This is a genomic window from Streptomyces sichuanensis, assembly GCF_020328095.1.
Lineage (GTDB): Bacteria > Actinomycetota > Actinomycetes > Streptomycetales > Streptomycetaceae > Streptomyces > Streptomyces cinnamoneus.
The window spans coordinates 1-15,196 of record NZ_JAIXMK010000134.1 but is presented as its reverse complement, the minus strand read 5'-3'; the positions used below and the strand labels follow the sequence as shown (position 1 = coordinate 15,196).

At 75.4% G+C, this 15,196-nt stretch carries 12 protein-coding genes and 1 pseudogene; 4 read left to right on the top strand and 9 right to left on the bottom strand.

Annotation, left to right across the window (positions count from 1 at the left end):
• Positions 1 to 143 precede the first annotated feature (143 nt).
• Positions 144 to 338: a hypothetical protein gene (locus tag LE181_RS27620; RefSeq protein ID WP_071965316.1), complete on the bottom strand. Its 195-nt coding sequence runs from the start codon at positions 336 to 338 to the stop codon at positions 144 to 146.
• Positions 339 to 442: 104 nt separating this feature from the next.
• Here LE181_RS27620 and LE181_RS27615 point away from each other — a divergent pair, with 104 nt between their 5' ends.
• On the top strand, positions 443 to 859 hold the full coding sequence (locus LE181_RS27615; protein ID WP_225664227.1) for an ankyrin repeat domain-containing protein: 417 nt from the start codon (positions 443 to 445) through the stop codon (positions 857 to 859).
• A 117-nt stretch (positions 860 to 976) separates the two neighbouring features.
• Positions 977 to 2,974 carry a glycoside hydrolase gene (locus tag LE181_RS27610; protein ID WP_225664226.1) on the top strand — a complete coding sequence of 666 codons (1,998 nt, stop codon included), beginning with the start codon at positions 977 to 979 and terminating at the stop codon, positions 2,972 to 2,974.
• Here the strand turns inward: LE181_RS27610 and LE181_RS27605 are convergent.
• Together LE181_RS27605 and LE181_RS27600 are read right to left on the bottom strand one after the other, a co-directional pair.
• Entirely contained in the window at positions 2,964 to 4,520 is a 1,557-nt protein-coding gene (locus tag LE181_RS27605; RefSeq protein WP_225664225.1) for an ATP-dependent DNA ligase, read from the bottom strand. The genes LE181_RS27610 and LE181_RS27605 overlap by 11 nt on opposite strands.
• A 43-nt stretch (positions 4,521 to 4,563) precedes the next feature.
• Positions 4,564 to 6,183, bottom strand: coding sequence for a carboxylesterase/lipase family protein (locus LE181_RS27600; RefSeq protein WP_225664224.1), 1,620 nt, complete (start codon positions 6,181 to 6,183; stop codon positions 4,564 to 4,566).
• 216 nt (positions 6,184 to 6,399) lie between these two features.
• On the opposite strand from LE181_RS27600, the gene LE181_RS27595 reads away from it, so the two are divergent.
• Positions 6,400 to 6,762, top strand: a complete 363-nt coding sequence (locus tag LE181_RS27595; protein ID WP_225664223.1) for a hypothetical protein — start codon at positions 6,400 to 6,402, stop codon at positions 6,760 to 6,762.
• Between the two features lie 39 nt (positions 6,763 to 6,801).
• Here LE181_RS27595 and LE181_RS27590 read toward each other — a convergent pair whose 3' ends face one another.
• The 6 genes from LE181_RS27590 to mdlC all read right to left on the bottom strand — a co-directional run bounded on the left by LE181_RS27590 (position 6,802) and on the right by mdlC (position 14,827).
• Positions 6,802 to 7,095, bottom strand: coding sequence for a hypothetical protein (locus LE181_RS27590; protein ID WP_225664222.1), 294 nt, complete (start codon positions 7,093 to 7,095; stop codon positions 6,802 to 6,804).
• On the bottom strand, positions 7,092 to 8,855 hold the full coding sequence (locus LE181_RS27585; protein WP_225664221.1) for a peroxidase family protein: 1,764 nt from the start codon (positions 8,853 to 8,855) through the stop codon (positions 7,092 to 7,094). The genes LE181_RS27590 and LE181_RS27585 overlap by 4 nt, the downstream gene beginning before the upstream one ends.
• Before the next feature lie 36 nt (positions 8,856 to 8,891).
• Positions 8,892 to 10,265: an alpha/beta hydrolase family protein gene (locus LE181_RS27580; protein WP_225664220.1), complete on the bottom strand. Its 1,374-nt coding sequence runs from the start codon at positions 10,263 to 10,265 to the stop codon at positions 8,892 to 8,894.
• On the bottom strand, positions 10,262 to 11,692 hold the full coding sequence (locus tag LE181_RS27575; RefSeq protein ID WP_225664219.1) for a cytochrome P450: 1,431 nt from the start codon (positions 11,690 to 11,692) through the stop codon (positions 10,262 to 10,264). The genes LE181_RS27580 and LE181_RS27575 overlap by 4 nt, the downstream gene beginning before the upstream one ends.
• Positions 11,689 to 13,101 carry an FAD-binding oxidoreductase gene (locus LE181_RS27570; RefSeq protein WP_225664218.1) on the bottom strand — a complete coding sequence of 471 codons (1,413 nt, stop codon included), beginning with the start codon at positions 13,099 to 13,101 and terminating at the stop codon, positions 11,689 to 11,691. The genes LE181_RS27575 and LE181_RS27570 overlap by 4 nt, the downstream gene beginning before the upstream one ends.
• 112 nt (positions 13,102 to 13,213) lie before the next feature.
• Positions 13,214 to 14,827, bottom strand: coding sequence for a benzoylformate decarboxylase (gene mdlC, locus LE181_RS27565; protein WP_225664217.1), 1,614 nt, complete (start codon positions 14,825 to 14,827; stop codon positions 13,214 to 13,216).
• 167 nt (positions 14,828 to 14,994) lie between these two features.
• On the opposite strand from mdlC, the pseudogene LE181_RS27560 reads away from it, so the two are divergent.
• Positions 14,995 to 15,196 (top strand): annotated as a pseudogene (locus LE181_RS27560) (hypothetical protein); the annotation flags it as partial.

Here is a 15,196-nt window from a genome sequence, read left to right as displayed (position 1 = left end):
AGTATGTCCCGGGCGTGGTCGGCGAGGCCACGCGTGAGCTCCCGGCCCCGGGAGAGCGCCGTGTACTCGGGCAGGGCGCGGGGGAGCGAGCGCCGGCCCATAGGGGCCTCCTCCTGTTGGTGCGGCGGCGGGTGGGGGCGGGGCTAGAACTTGATGCCCCCGAGCAGGCTGGCGAGGCTCGCGCCGCCGGCCTTGATGCTGGGCGCGATGCCCGTTCCCGCGAGGTAGAAGCCGAACAGAGCACAGACGAGCCCGTGCGAGGCTTTGAGGTTGTCCTTCCTGAAGAAGAGAAAGACGACGACACCGAGGAGCACGACGCCCGAGATGGAGAGGATCATGGGAATCTCCTGGAACTGGGGGGCGGTCACCATGAGCCCCTCCAGCTTCACAGAAAGCACTGTTCCGGCAACTGGGGATACCCCCGTACGGAGGATGGCAGACCATGACAGGACCGACGCCCGAGACGAACGAGCCCGCACACGACCCGGAGGTGCTCCAACTCGCGGCCAAGGTCTTCGACCTGGCGCGACACGGTGACACCGATACGCTGGCCGCCTATGTGGATGCAGGCGTTCCGGTCAACCTCACCAACGACCGCGGCGACTCCCTCCTGATGCTGGCCGCCTACCACGGTCACGCCGCGACCGTCGCCTCCCTGCTGGAGCGCGGGGCCGATCCCGACCGAGCCAACGACCGCGGCCAGACGCCGCTGGCAGGCGCGGTCTTCAAGGGGGAGGCCGAGGTCGTACGCCTGCTCGTCGGCCACGGCGCCGACCCCACCGCCGGGGTGCCGTCCGCGGTGGACACCGCGGCGATGTTCGCCCGCCAGGACCTGCTGGACCTCCTCCAGGGCGGCTGACCGGCGGCGGGCCCGGGGCGCTGGGTTGCGGTGACGTTTCCTCAGCGCCCTTCGCTCTGGCCGGAATTCGCGGGCGTTCCTTAGAACTCTCTTAGTGCGGCCCGTTATCAACTCCTCATGCACTTCATCAACCCTCGTCGTACCGCACGTGCCGCGGCCGTCGCCCTCGCGGTGACCCTCCCGTGCGTCACCCTCGCCGCGCCCGCCGACGCCACCGGACGACGGCCGGCCGGTGCCGTCCGGGTGCACGACCGCCTCGTCGACGTCCCGGTCAGGGGCGGCACCGCCACCGTCGACACCGCCACCCTGCGCGTCACGGCCCGCACGGACGCCGGCGCCACCGTCGAACTCTCCGCGCCGGCCGCCGGCGGCCCCGGCCGGCCCGGGCGCGTGATCACCACCGCGGACGGCGCGCAGTGGACGTACGGCGACACCGGCCTGACCGTCACCGCCCGCGCCGAGAAGGGCCGTCTGGTGGTCTCCGTCCGCTCCACCGGCTCCGCCGACCGCACCCTCGCCTGGCCCGTCACCGGCGCCGGCCAGGCCGACGCCACCCTGCAGCTGCCGCGCGGCGAGGGCCTGTCCCTGCCGGTGGCCGACCCCTTCTGGAACTCGCCCGCGGCCGGGCTCGCCGGCAGCAAGGCGGCGATGGAATCGCAGCTGTCCCTGCCGCTGTGGGGCTACAGCACGGGCCGCAGCGGCGTCAGCTACCTCGTGCCCACCGACATCGGCACCACGCTGGACTTCACCTCCGAGAAGGGCAGGCTGCGCACCACCGCCACCCACACCTTCTCCCGCGGCGACGGCACCACCGACTACACCGTCGCCTTCGGCCTCACGGACGGCTCACCCGTCGCCCCCGCCCTCGACTACCGCGCCTGGATGCGGGAGCACGGCCAACTGGGCAGCCTGAAGCGCAAGATCGAGGCCGTTCCCGCCAACAAGAAGCTGCTCGGCGCCTTCCACGCCTACGTGTGGGGCAAGGCCCGTACACCCGAGGGCATACGGAAGCTGCGGGAGCTCGGCGTGGACCGGATGTGGCTCGGCTACGACGCCGGCCCGAACCCCATGGACGCCGCCGCCACCACTGCGGCCAAGGACGCCGGCTACCTCGTCGGCCCGTACGACTCCTTCGCCAACGGCCAGCCCCCCGCCACCTCCGACACCCCCACCTCCGCCTGGCCGGACGACCTCTACCCCGGCTTCTGCGTCCAGCGGGCCGACAAGACGCCCGAGCCCGGCTACCACGACCGCGGCTGTTACATGAGCACCACGGCCTTCGAGAAGGCCGAACCCACCCGCCACTACCTCGCCGACCGCACCCGGCAGATGACCGCCGACGGCGCCGACAGCTACTTCCTCGACGTCGACGCGGCCGGGGAACTCTTCCGCGACCACAGCGCGGCCCACCCCCAGACCAAGGCCCAGGACCGTGCGGGCCGCCTCGCCCGGATGAAGCGCCTGGCCGACGGGAACAAGCTGGCCCTCGGCTCCGAGTCCGCCGGCGCCTGGTCCAACCAGGTCCTCTCCTTCAACCACGGCTCGGGCACCCCCGTGCACGACGGCCTGTGGAAGGCCCAGCGGGACAAGCAGAAGTGGGGCGGCTACGCCCCCGAGAAGGCCCCCGACGTCTTCTTCAAGCCCGCCGAGCTGCCGGCCGACGTCGCCAAGGCGATGTACGACCCCACGTACCGCGTCCCGCTGTACGAGACGGCCCTGCACGACTCCCTCGTCAACGTCGAGCGCTGGGAGCTGTCGTACGACAAGCTGCCGCAGCAGAAGACCGACCGGGCCCTGCTGGCGATGCTCTACAACACCCCGCTCAACTTCGTCATCAGCGGCGACTCGCTGGAGAAGCAGGGCGGCGAACTGGCCGCCCTGCAGACGTACTTCTCGCCCCTGCACCAGGCGGCGGGCACCGAGCCCATGACCGGGTTCCGCACCCTCACCGCGGACCGCACCGTCCAGCGCACGTCCTTCGGCGACGGCACGCTGACCGTGACCGCGAACTTCGGCACGACGGCGTACCAGGGCCTGCCGGGCGGCTGCGTCGACGCGCAGCTCAAGGGCGACAAGCAGGCACGCCGCCTCTGCCCGGCGGACGTCAACCGCTAGCCGACGGGGGCCGCGGGGACAGCGCCAGCACCGTCTCCACCGTGTCGGCGTCCTCCGGCCCCTTGTCCTCCCGGTACCGCACCACCCGCGCGAAGCGCAGCGTCACCCCAGCCGGGTACCGGGAGGACCGCTGGAGGCCGTCGAAGGCGACCTCCACCACCAGCCCGGGCCGCACCCGCACCACGAAGCCGTCGTCGCCCACCGCCAGCTCCCGCAGCCGCTCCGTCTGCCACGCCAGCATCACGTCCGTCATGCCCTTGAACGTCTTGCCGAGCATCGCGAACGACCCGTCCGGCCGCCGCGCCCCCAGATGCAGGTTCGACAGCTTGCCCCGCCGCCGCCCATGGCCCCATTCGGCGGCCAGCACCACCAGGTCGAGGGTGTGCACGGGCTTGACCTTCAGCCAGGACGCGCCCCGCCGCCCCGCCCCGTACGCGGCGTCCAGGGCCTTGACCATCACCCCCTCGTGCCCGCGCCGCAGCACCTCCTCCGAGAACTCCCGGGCCGCCGCCCGGGCCCCTTCGTCGCCCGGGTCCGCCACCGTCAGCCGGCGCACGCGCAGCGGCCCGGGCACCACCCGGTCCAGCACCTCCTGCCGCTCGGACGTCGGCAGCGCCAGCAACTCCCGGCCGTCCACGGCCAGCACGTCGAAGAAGACCGGCGACAGCGGCAGCGCCGCACCGGCGGCCGCCACGTCGAGACGCGAGCCCACCCGCCCGGCGACGTCCTGGAAGGGGTGCGGGCGGCCCGCCTCGTCCAGGGCGATGACCTCGCCGTCCAGCACGGCCGAGGCGACGGGCAGGTCGAGCGCCGCCGCCGTCAGCTCCGGCAGCCGTTCGGTGATCTCGTCCAGGGTGCGGGTGTAGACCCGCACCGTGCCGCCGTCCCGGTGCACCTGCACCCGGATGCCGTCCAGCTTCTCCTCCACCACGCAGGGGCCCAGCCGGTCCAGCGCCTCGTCGACGTCCTTGGCGCTCTGCGCCAGCATCGGCAGCACCGGCCGCCCCACCTCCAGGCGGAACTCCGCCAGCGCCGCCGGACCCCCGGCCAGCAGCGCCCGGGCCACCGCGCCGAGCGAGCCACCGAGCATCACCGCCCGCCGCACCTCCTGCGGCGGCGCGTCCACCGCGGCCGCCAGCCCCTCCACGGCCAGCGCGTCCAGGGCGCCCTGCCGCAACTCGCCCCCGATCAGCCGCAGCAGGAAGTGCTGCTCCTCCGCCGTCGCCGCCGCCAGCAACGCGCCGACGAGCCGCTTGCGTTCGCCCTGCGCCCCCGGCCCCGCCACCGCGGCGATCGCACCGAGCGCCCGGTCGACCTCTCCCACGGTCAGCGTGGCCCGGCCGGCCGGAGCCGGGACCTCCCGCAGCGTGCTCCAGCCCACGCCGATCCTGCGCTGCGGCAGCCGGCCCGCCAGATAGGGGATGACGACGGGCGCCTCGTCCGGCGCGGCGTCCCGGAACAGGCCGGCCAGCAGCGCGATCTTCCGCGACCGCGCGCTGGTCGCCGCGACCTCCCCGGACACCCGTGCGACCTCGGCCAGCAGCATGTCCTCATCGTGCACCGCAGGGCGACGCCGCGCAGCACGGCCCTCAGGCGCCGTGCCGGTTCCAGAAGCCGCAGTGGTGCTCCCCGCCCAGGTCCACCGGACGGATGCCACCGGGACCGGGCCCCAGCGTCTGGGCCCGGGGCGCGGCGGCCCGGGCGTCGAAGAGCGGCCAGGGCGGCCCGTCGGCCGTGGCCGGGACGCCGGTGCGCGCGAAGCCCGTCCAGTAGCCGGCCATCGTCTCCGCCAGCCGGACCTGCGGCGCCGAGGTCAGCGGCCAGACGTCGGAGGGGAAGAGGTACGGCAGCTCGAAGCCGTGCGCCGCGCCGTACGGGAAGCCCTCCACCCGCGGCAGGCCCGGGAAGACCGGGGCGTCCGCATCGCTGAACTCGAAGGCGTGGGTGGGCACGTGCGCGGCCAGCGCCCGGTCGGCACGGAAGGCGGGGCAGGTGAACGAGCGGTCGGTGAGCACGGCCGCCCAGGCGAGGGCCGGCGTCGGGTACGCCCCCGCCGGGTAGCGCGCCGCGACCTCGCCGGCCGCGTCCCCGAACGAGTCGGCCAGGCGCGCCCGGTAGGTGCGCTCGTCGGGCACGGGATGGGCGGCGAGCGAGACCCCGACGAAGAACCGCATCTCGTCGTGGTTGGTGCCCTGCAGCACCGGCATCCGGTGGAAGCGGCCGCTCTCCAGGGCCCGGTCGGGGCGCTGGGGCAGCAGCGCGGTGCCGTACGACAGGCGGTCGAAGGCGAGCATCACCTCCCGCGTCGCCAGCTGCTGCGCGGGCAGGGCGCGCAGACAGCGCAGCGCCGTCGCCGGCTCCGCGCACCCCAGCCGCCGCGCCGCGGCGGTCCCGGCGTCGCGGGTCTCGTCCTGCGTCGCCCAGGAGGAGCTGCGGGCGGGCGAGCCCGGAGCGGTGCTGCCGCGCGGGAAGGAGGCCGTGCACGGGCCGCTCTGGAGGGCCGCCCGGTGGAAGAGCCCCGCCGCGCCGGGGGAGGCGAGCAGGGCGCAGGTGCTGAGGGCCCCCGCGGACTCGCCGAAGAGCGTCACGTTGCGCGGGTCGCCGCCGAAACGGGCCGCGTTGGCCCGCACCCAGTGCAGGGCCGCCCGCTGGTCGGCGAGGGCGAAGTCGGGTGCCCCGCCCAGGGCCGGGTGGCCGAACAGCCCGAAGACCCCCAGCCGGTAGTTGAGGGTGACCACCACCACGTCCCCGCGGGTCACCAGCCGCCTCGCGTCGTAGGCGCTGCCCGCGCCGGAGATGAAGGCACCGCCGTGCAGCCACACCATGACGGGCCGCCCGCGCCCGGCGGCGGGCCGGGTGGGTGCGGTGACGTTGAGGTAGAGACAGTCCTCGGCACCGGAGGCGGCCCCGGTGCCGAGCATCGACAGCTGCACGCAGGGGGAGCCGGGGCGGGTGGCGTCCCGGACCCCGGGCCAGGGCCGGACGGGCCGTGGCGCGCGCCACCTCAGGGCACCGGTGGGCGGCTGCGCGTAAGGGATGCCCTCGTAGGTGGCGTACGACCCGTGAGCGGTGCCGCGCACGCGGCCGTGGTCGGTGCCGACCACCGGCGGCGCTTCCCGCGCCGGGGCGGCGGGGGCCGTGGTGAACAGCGCGAGCAGGGCCGCGCCGAGCGTGACCCCCGTACGACGGGCGAACCGTGTGAACCTCATGGCGCAGAGCTACCCCCGCCCCTGGCTGCACACCTGTTCCTCCGTGCCGCCCGGTCACGTGCCGCGGTCCCGGACGCTCCCCGGGCGCGGCCATCCGGGACACGGTGCGTGATGTGACGCACACTTCGTGGAAGTCTCGTAACCGGCCGGTGTCGCGGCGGGTTGAGGCACCGGCACCGCAGGATCGACGACGCAGGACGGAGCAGTGGTTCAGCCATGAGCAAGCGCCAGAAGGGCCGCCGACACCGCAGGGTCAACCGCACCCCACGCCCGGTGGGCTCGACCCGCCCCTCCACGGCGCGGCCCGAGTCCCGGCCGGAGCAGCGCCAGGAGGCACGGACCGAGCCACGGCCCGTTCCCGTTTCCGTGCCCGGCCTCGGTCGCCACGAGGCGCGCACGTTCGACGGACTGCGGGCCCTCGGCGACGGCGGGGCCTCCGTCGACGAGCTGTGCGCGGCGGTCGGCTACCAGGCGCGCACGATCCTCAAGCACGTCAACGGCCTCGCCGGCCATGGCCTGGCGGAGCTGCGCGGCGACCGCTGGTACGCGACCGCCGTGGCCGAGCTCGCCGACCGGTGACCGCCCGGGCCGGGGCGCGCGCCCCGGCCCGGCACGCCGTCAGCCGATGTGCGTGGCGCCCCCTTTCGCGCGCCGCCTGCGGGCGAGCGCCGCGAGCACGGCCTCGTGGCCGTGCAGCGCCTCGGCCGCGCGCTCCAGCGCGAGGGCGGCGGTCTCCGCCCGGACGGCATGGGTGAGGATCCGCTGCCGCAGGGCGGTGCCCTCCGCGCCGGGCAGCGTCACCGCCCCGGCGCCCGCGCGCAGCCGGTCCGCCTGCTCGCGCAGCCGGTCCGCCCGTTCCCGTACCGTCCTCGACCAGGTCGTGCCCCCGGCGCGGCCGTCCGGGCCCGTCACCGGGGCCCCTGCCAGGGCGCGAACACGCTGCCCACGGCCTCCAGCGCCGGGGCGAGCTCCGGATGGTGGCGCAGCAGGACGTCGCGCATGCTCGTACGGTCGATCCACTCCAGCCCCTCCGCCGTGTAGATCTCCGGCCGGTAGTCGGTCGTGAAGAAGCGGTCGCTCTTCAGCCGCCGGGAGGCCATCAGCACGAACACCCGGAACGCCGTGTCGCTGAACGCGAAGCCGCGCGGCTTGGGTTCGGCGTACATGCCGACCATCGTGTCGACGCGGTCCAGCCGCCCGCCGTAGACCTCCCGCAGCTCGGCGGCCAGCAGGGCGTCCCCGCCGGTCAGCTCCTCGAAGCTGCGCACCGGCGGCCGGTGCAGCGCGGCCCGGAAGGCGGTGTAGCGGGGGACGCCCCGCTCGCGGTCGCGCAGGACGTCCACCGTGCCGAGGTCGACGTGCTCCCCGGAGATCCGGACCAGGTCCCGCAGGCAGTCCGGATGGTTGTGCAGGGAGACCGCGCCGGGGTGCATGGTGCCGAAGGAGTACAGCAGGTCGGTCAGGCCCCACCGGTCCACCGCCTTGCGCGTGGCCAGCGCCTGCAGCGGTTCGAAGTCCGTGACCTCGATCAGCCCGCCCGTGCGGTGCGAGCGGATCTCGTACTCGTCGCGGACCAGCGGATGGAGCCGGTAGGAGGTGACGAACTCCTCGGTCATCGAGTACGGCGCCGTGTGGTGCGCGGTGGGGGAGCCGGGGATGCCGAACAGGGCCTCCCCCCTGCCGAAGCGCCGCACCCGCCGCCGCAGCCGGGCGGGCAGCACGCCGTACCAGTTGATGTGCATCGCCGCCCGGGTGACCGGCTGGTCGATGACCGCGGGCGTCCACTCCACCGTGTGGATCTTCGCCATGACGGCGGCGTTGACCAGCCGCGCCGTCTGGAAGAGCCGTTCGTCGTCCCAGGTGGGGTGGGCGGAGGCGATGCGGTCGCAGATCGCGTTGTGTTCCTTGGCGAAGAGCGTGTGCAGCAGCGACAGCCCCACCCAGTAGTTGTCGTTGAAGCCCGTGGCGTCGATGCCCGACAGCCCCGGCCGCGTCTCGTCCGGCAGCCGGCCCTCCACCAGGGCCAGCTTGCCGCCCTCGCCCGTGCGCAGCGCCCGGCACCGCTCCTCGTCGGAGCCGTAGACCTGCGAGCCGTCCCACCAGTGGGTGACGGTGTTCTCGTACGTCGGCGGCCGGCCGGGCCCGGTGTGGGCGACCGGGTCGGGCCGGGAGCGGCGGACGAGCATGGGGCACTGCGGCCAGTCGTCGTCCGGCGCGAGCGGCACGTCCAGGGGCGCCTCCGCGTGGTTGTCCCCGTGGCTGAACCAGCCGTGGTTCTGGAACTGGATCCAGGCCGCGGCCAGCAGGTTGAGGGTGGGCGCCGGCCGGAAGCCTCCGCTGCGGGCCAGCAGCTGCCGGCTGACCTCCCGCGGGCTCGGCGCGAACAGGCCCTTGTCCTCGGCGTCCGGGAAGGTCAGCGGCAGTGGGCAGTTGCGGTCGAAGCGGGTGCCCGCCCGGCCCATGTCCACGTCGTCCGGGTCGTAGCCCGAGCCGTCGTAGCTGCGGTGGGGCGGTGCGGCGGGGCCGGGCCGGCGGGGGCGCTCGCCGCCGGCGCCGTAGGTGTCGTGCAGGTTGTGGGCGCGCAGCAGCTCCCGCTGCCGCCTGATCTCCAGCAGCGCCAGCGGGAAGGGCAGGGCGTGCCACTCGCGGCGCGGCCGCGGTACCGGGGTCATCGATCGCTCTCCAGGGTGGGTCGGACGGCGGGCGGTTCAGCGGTCGTGGAGCCGGAGGACGACGGTCTCCTCCACCCGGCCCCGGTACGGCGCCAGCAGCGCGTCGACCCGGTCGCGCTCCTCGGGCACGACCTCGTCGAGGCTCTGCGCGTACACCCCCGCGTTGTGGCACTGCGGGAAGTCGTGCGAGGGGTCCACCCAGGTGATCTCCACCCAGTCGGCGGGCACCGGGAAGACGGACACCGGGCTGCGGCCCTCCAGGTTGGGCACCACGTCGTGCTCGTTGACGAGGCTGACGACCCGGGTGGCCGGGTCGCGGGGGCGCTTGAAGTCGATCGGCGAACCGACGGCGACCACGTGCGTCAGCCGCCACCGCTCGTTGACCTCCGGGAGCTCGGCGAGGTTCATCGCCGTGATGCCGCCCAGGCTGTGCCCGATCAGCGCGACCGGCGCCCCCTCCGGCACGGTCCGCGCCAGCGCCTTGCGGACGGCGCGGGTGTACGGGGTGTCGTTGCGGCCCACGGCGGTGACGGCGCCGACCAGGTCCTGCGGGGTGGCGTTGCGGGGCCGCCCGAAGGCCATGCCGGGCAGCAGCACCACGTGACGTGCCACGCCGTCCGGGCCGGTGACGCGCTGCACCAGCATCCGCCCGTCGTTGCCCAGGACCGTCACGTTGCGCAGGTGGGCGGTGATGCCGCCGCCGTGGTCCAGCCGCGCCAGCAGCGCCGGGTCCGCGGGCTCGGGCTCCGCCCGGCCCGGGCCGCGGTCCCAGCGGGCCCAGGCCCGGATGGAGGTGCCCAGCAGCGGATCGCCGTCCGCCCGGGTGCCCGTGACGATGTGCCAGGCCGCCGCGTCGTTGAACGGGTTCTCGTCCACCAGCGCGTTCCACGCCATCACCTCGGTCAGGGACGGTGCGAGCCGGGCCAGGGCCCGCTCGGCCCCCTCCTCGCGCACGCTGCGCCGCAGGATCCGCAGCGCCCGCGTCTGCCGGTCCGCCTCGATCGCCTCCAGCAGCCGCCGCACCGGACCGTCCGCGGCGAACTCCGGGTGCCGCAGCGAGCACAGCCGGATCCTCAGCTTGAGCGAGGTCACCGCCACGGCCACGGCCAGGCTCTCCCGGCTCGTGAGCACCCCGCCCAGCCAGGCGGCCCGGCCCAGCCCCCCGCCGTCCGGTGCGAAGCCCAGCCCCGCGGGCTCGGTGAGGGCGCCCGCCAGGATCCGCACGGCCCGCAGGCCGGTGCGCGGGGAGCGGCTCAGGGAGGCGGCCAGCGCCGGGTCGGTGGCCACCGCCGTCAGGGCCCGGCCCGCCGCGCGGATCTCCCCGGCCACCTCGCCCAGCGTCCGGGCCACGGCCGCGAGGGCCGCCGCGTCCGGCTCCGCCCCGGTGCGGGTGCCGCTGTCGGTGGTCATGAGCCCTCCGCGGTCCGGTAGGGGCGGTAGCCGATCCGCAGCCGCGTCAGGTCCACGGTGTACGGCAGCGGCCGCAGCGGGCTCATCCGCACCCCGGCCACCGCCAGTTCCCCGCCGCGCAGGAACTCGGCGACGAACCCCGTGGACAGCAGCAGCCCCAGCTCCATGCCGCTGCACTGCGCCTCGCCCCTGCTGAAGGGGCTGACGGCCCAGTCCTCCTCCGCCGTGCCGTCCAGCCACTTCTCGGGGGCGAAACGGTGCGCGTAGTCGATGCGTTCGTCGTCCCGGGCGTGGAAGGCCGCGGGAACCAGGACGTTCATCCCGCCCGGCGCCACGGCCGCCCGCCAGCGGGTCTCCGCCGTCGTGCGCCGCATCAGGCTCGGCACCGGCGGCCACAGCCGGGCGGCGTCCTGCACACAGGCCCGCAGGTACGGCATCCGCTCGAAGCCGGCCGCGGTGTGCGCCCCGTGTGCGCGGTCCGCCTCCCGGACCTCCTCGACGGCCCGCCGGTAGTGCACGGGATGCGTGGCCAGCAGGGCCAGCGTCTGCACCACGGCGGCGTGCACCACGCCCAGCGCCAGGAACCAGTGCGCGACCTGTCCCTCCGGGGCGGTCTCCGGGCCCCGGGGCGCCGTACGGAACAGCCCGGTCAGGCTGTACGGGTCGGCGTCGCACAGGTAGCGGGCCTGGCGCTGCATCATCCGGCGCCGCAGGCGCCGCGTGCGCGCCCTGCGCCAGCGCCGCGCCCCCATCCAGTTGGCCTCCGCCAGCAGCTCGGCCAGCAGCCGCGAGAACTCCTCGTCGCCTGCCGCCGCCTCGCCGAGGAAGCAGCGCCGCCCCATGCGCTCGATCCGCTCGCGGACCTGCTGCGCCGACAGCCCCGCCTCCGCCCGCGGGCCCAGCAGCGCCCGGGACTCCTCGCCCGCGACCCGAAGGAACTGGCCGGCGAGCCGGTGCACGGGGGCGCCCGCGTCCAGCACCGCGTCGTTGAACGCCCGGCGCGCCGTGCGCTGCCGGCCGTGCGAGGCGACCAGCGCCTCGGGCTGCACGGCCGCGAAGCCGTTCACCTTCTCCCAGGTGTCGACGGCGTACACGCCGACCGGTCCGGCCAGCACCTGCCGGGCGTCGTCGGCGTCGAGGACGAGGAGGGTGGGCCCCGACGTGCCGCGCACCACGACGGGCCCGCGGCCGTGGCGCCGGCGCAGGTCCCGCATCAGCTCCAGGCCGCGCCGGTTGGGGTCGAGGGCGGCCACCAGGCGGGCGACGCGGGGGCGCGCCCGGAAGACGCCCTTGAGGTAGTTGGGCAGGAAGTAGCCGAGGGTCAGGCGCAGGTTCTCGCCGGGGGACGCGGCGGGCAGGGCCGGGCCGTCCGCCACGTCCGCGAGCGTCCCCGTGCCCCGGCCGAAGGTCTCGCTCGTCCAGCTCATGCCAGCACCTTCCCCGGGTTGAGGATTCCGTCGGGATCCAGCAGCCGTTTGACGTCCCGCTGCAACCGCAGGGCCCGCGGCGGCAGTTCGCGGGTCAGCCACTCCCGCTTGAGGGTGCCGACGCCGTGCTCGCCGGTGATGGTGCCGCCCAGCTCCAGGCCGGCCGCCATGATGGCGTCGTACGCCTCCCTCGCCCGCTGCACGGCCGAGGGGTCGGACCGGTCGAAGAGCACCGTCGGATGGAGGTTGCCGTCCCCCGCGTGCCCGACCGTGGCGATGGTGAGCCCGTACTCCTCGGCGATCTCCTCGATCCGTTCGACGAGCCCGGTCAGCCGGTCCCGGGGCACGGCGACGTCCTCGATGAACGCCGTGACCTCGCCGGGCAGTTCGCGGGCCCGGGCGCCGAGCGCGGGCATGACCGCCCGCCGCGCCTGCAGCACCTGCCGGGTGCCCTCCTCGTCCTCGGCGGCCGTGACGGACAGCGCCTTCGCGTCCCGGCACAGCCCGGCCGCCTCCCGTACCCGCGCCGCCGCGTCGGGGGCGTCGCTCGCCACGATCAGCGTGGCGCCCGTGCCCGCCCCCGCGTCCGCCAGCAGCGGGTGGCCCAGTGCGGCGACCGCCTCGCTCGTCGTGCGGTCCAGCAGCTCCAGTGCGGAGGGCACGAGGCCCGCCCGGACGATCGCCCCGACGGCGGCACCGGCGTCCGCGGCGGACGCGAACCGGGCCAGCACGGCCCGCTCCGGCAGGCGGGGCGGGCGCAGCGCGAGCGTGGCTTCGACGACCACGCCGAGGGTTCCCTCGGAGCCCACGAAGAGCCGCGTCAGGTCGTAGCCGGCGACGCCCTTGACCGTGTCCCGGCCCACCCGCAGCACCTCGCCGTCCGCGAGGACGACCGTCAGCCCGAGCACGTAGTCCGCGGTGACGCCGTACTTCACGCAGCACAGCCCGCCCGCGCCGGTGGCGATGTTCCCCCCGATGGTGCAGCTCTCCCAGGAGGCCGGGTCCGGCGGGTAGCACAGTCCCTCCCCGGCGACGGCCGCCGCCAGGTCCGCGGTGACCACGCCGGGCTCGCAGCGCACCAGGCGGTTGGCGGCGTCGATCTCCAGGATGCGGTTCATCCGCACCATCGACAGCACCACGCAGCCGTCGACCGCGTTCGCGGCGCCGGCCAGGCCCGTGCGGGCGCCCTGCGGCACCACGGGCACGCCCAGCGCGCGGGCGGTGCGCACCACGTGCTGCACCTGTTCGGTGGTCTCGGGGCGGACGACCACGGCGGGCCGGCCGGCTTCGCTGAAGGGGGCCGAGTCGTGTCGGTGCAGGGCGAGTTCGGCCTCGCCCGTCAGGAGGGCGTCGGGAGGCAGGGCTTCGGCGAGCGCCGCGAGCAGCGGGCTCCCGGGGGTCTCGGTCATGGGCAGCTCCATGCGGTGGGGAATCCGGAAACGGGCGTCACGCGACGACCGCGCGGCACAGCGGCCGGGCGGTGCGGAAGAACGCACGGGAGGGGGCGCCGGGCGGGCGGGGTCAGAGCGTGGGCGGCACGGTCGTGACCGGGGCCTCGATCAGCACCGGCCCGTCCGGGCTGGTCGTGGCGGCGGCGACGAGCTCCGCCAGGTGCGCCGGATCGGTGGCGCGGTGCGCGGGCACCCCGTAGCCGCGGGCGAGGGCGCACAGGTCGAGACCGGGGACGTCCAGACCGGGCACGCCGGGCGTGTTCTCGAAGCGGCCGAACCACTTGAGGATCGCGTACTCGCGGTTGGCGGGGACGACGAACGTCACCGGCACGCGGTGGGCGGCCGCCGTCCACAGTGCGGTGATGGCGTACTGAGCGGAGCCGTCGCCCACCACCGCCACCACCGGCCGTTCGGGGCGGCCCAGCTGGGCGCCGACGGCCGCCGCCAGGCCGAAGCCCAGGCCGCCGCCGGTGGTCATCAGGAAGGAGCCGGGCCGGTCGATGCGCACGTGGTCGCGGAACGCCTGGAGGTTGGAGGGCGATTCGTTGACCCACACGGTGTCGGCGGGGGCGCCGGCGGCGACGGCGGCCAGCGCGATGGAGGCCGACATCGGCTCGCCGTCGGCCTCCGGCACCTCGGCCGCGGCCCGGGGCGGGCGCGACGGCGGCGGGCCGCCGCGCTTGTCCACGAGCTCGGCGAGCAGCTCCAGGGTGGGGCGCAACCCCGCCACGAGGGCGTCGCCGACGGGTGCGCGAGCGGCCTCGCCGGGGTCGTCGGTGAGCAGCACCAGCTCGGTGCCCTCGGGCAGCAACGGCCCCGGGACGTAGGGGTAGTAGCGGAAGACGGGGGCGCCGGCCACCAGGACCAGGTCGTGCCCGGCCAGGGTCTGCGCCAAGGGGGCGATGGCCGGCGGGAGCACGCCCTGGTAGAGGGGGTGGTTCTCCGGGAAGCCCACCCGGCCCTCGACGGGGGACGCCCACACCGGCAGGGACAGCCGCTCGGCGAGCTCCACGACCGCGTCCCACGCCCCGGCCGCGTCCACCGCACCGCCGGTCACCAGCACCGGGTGGGACGCGGTCGTCAGCCGGCGGGCGAGGGCCTCCACGGACGCCCGGTCCGCCGCCGTCCGGTCCGTCACCCGGCGGTCCGCGGCGTGCCGGGCGGCCCGCCGCTCGGCCGCGTCGAGCTCCACGTCGAAGTCGTCCATCGGCAGGGAGAGGAACACCGGCCCGCGCGGGGCGGTCCCGGCGATGTGGAAGGCGCGGGCGAGGGCGGCCGGCACGTCCTGGGCGCGCGGGGGCTCGTAGGCCCACTTGACGGCCGGGCGGGGCAGGAGCGTGGCGTCCGTGTTCGTCAGCAGCGCCTCCATGGTCATCATGGCCCGCACCTGCTGCCCGGCCGTCACCACCATCGGCGTGTGGTTCGCCGCCGCCGTGACGAGGGCCCCCACGGCGTTGCCCACGCCGGGCGCGGTGTGCAGGTTGACCAGGGCGGTGGTGCCGGTGGCCTGGGCGTATCCGTCGGCCATCCCCACGACGACGGCCTCCTGCAGGCCGAGCACGTACCGGAAGTCGGCGGGGAAGTCCTGGAGGAAGGGGAGCTCGGTGGAGCCGGGGTTGCCGAACACCGTCGTCGCTCCGTGGGACCGCAACAGCTCACGCGCGGCTGCGCGTACGGTCGTCATGCCTGGCACCTCTTGGGGTCATGTGGGCCGGATGGGGGAGGGGAGCATTGCCACTTCCCGTGCGGCGAAGCCATGACGCCGGAAGATCACCTGAGTATTCATCCGAGCGGGTGAATCCCCCCTGGCCTGCGCGGCGTTGCGGACGGACGGGTTCTACCGTCGCCCGCATGCCTGACATGGATGAGATCATCCGACGAATCCGCCGGGACATGGACACGGAGCTGCGCAAGAGGGCCCGCAGGGCGTTGCCCACGGCCGGAGCCGGGGACCGGCCGGCCGGTGTCATCCCGGCCCAGCCCCGGCCGCCCGGTGCCGGGCACCCGGTCGCCGCCGCTCCCGCGGGGCAGCCGGAGCGCGCGCAGCAGCCGG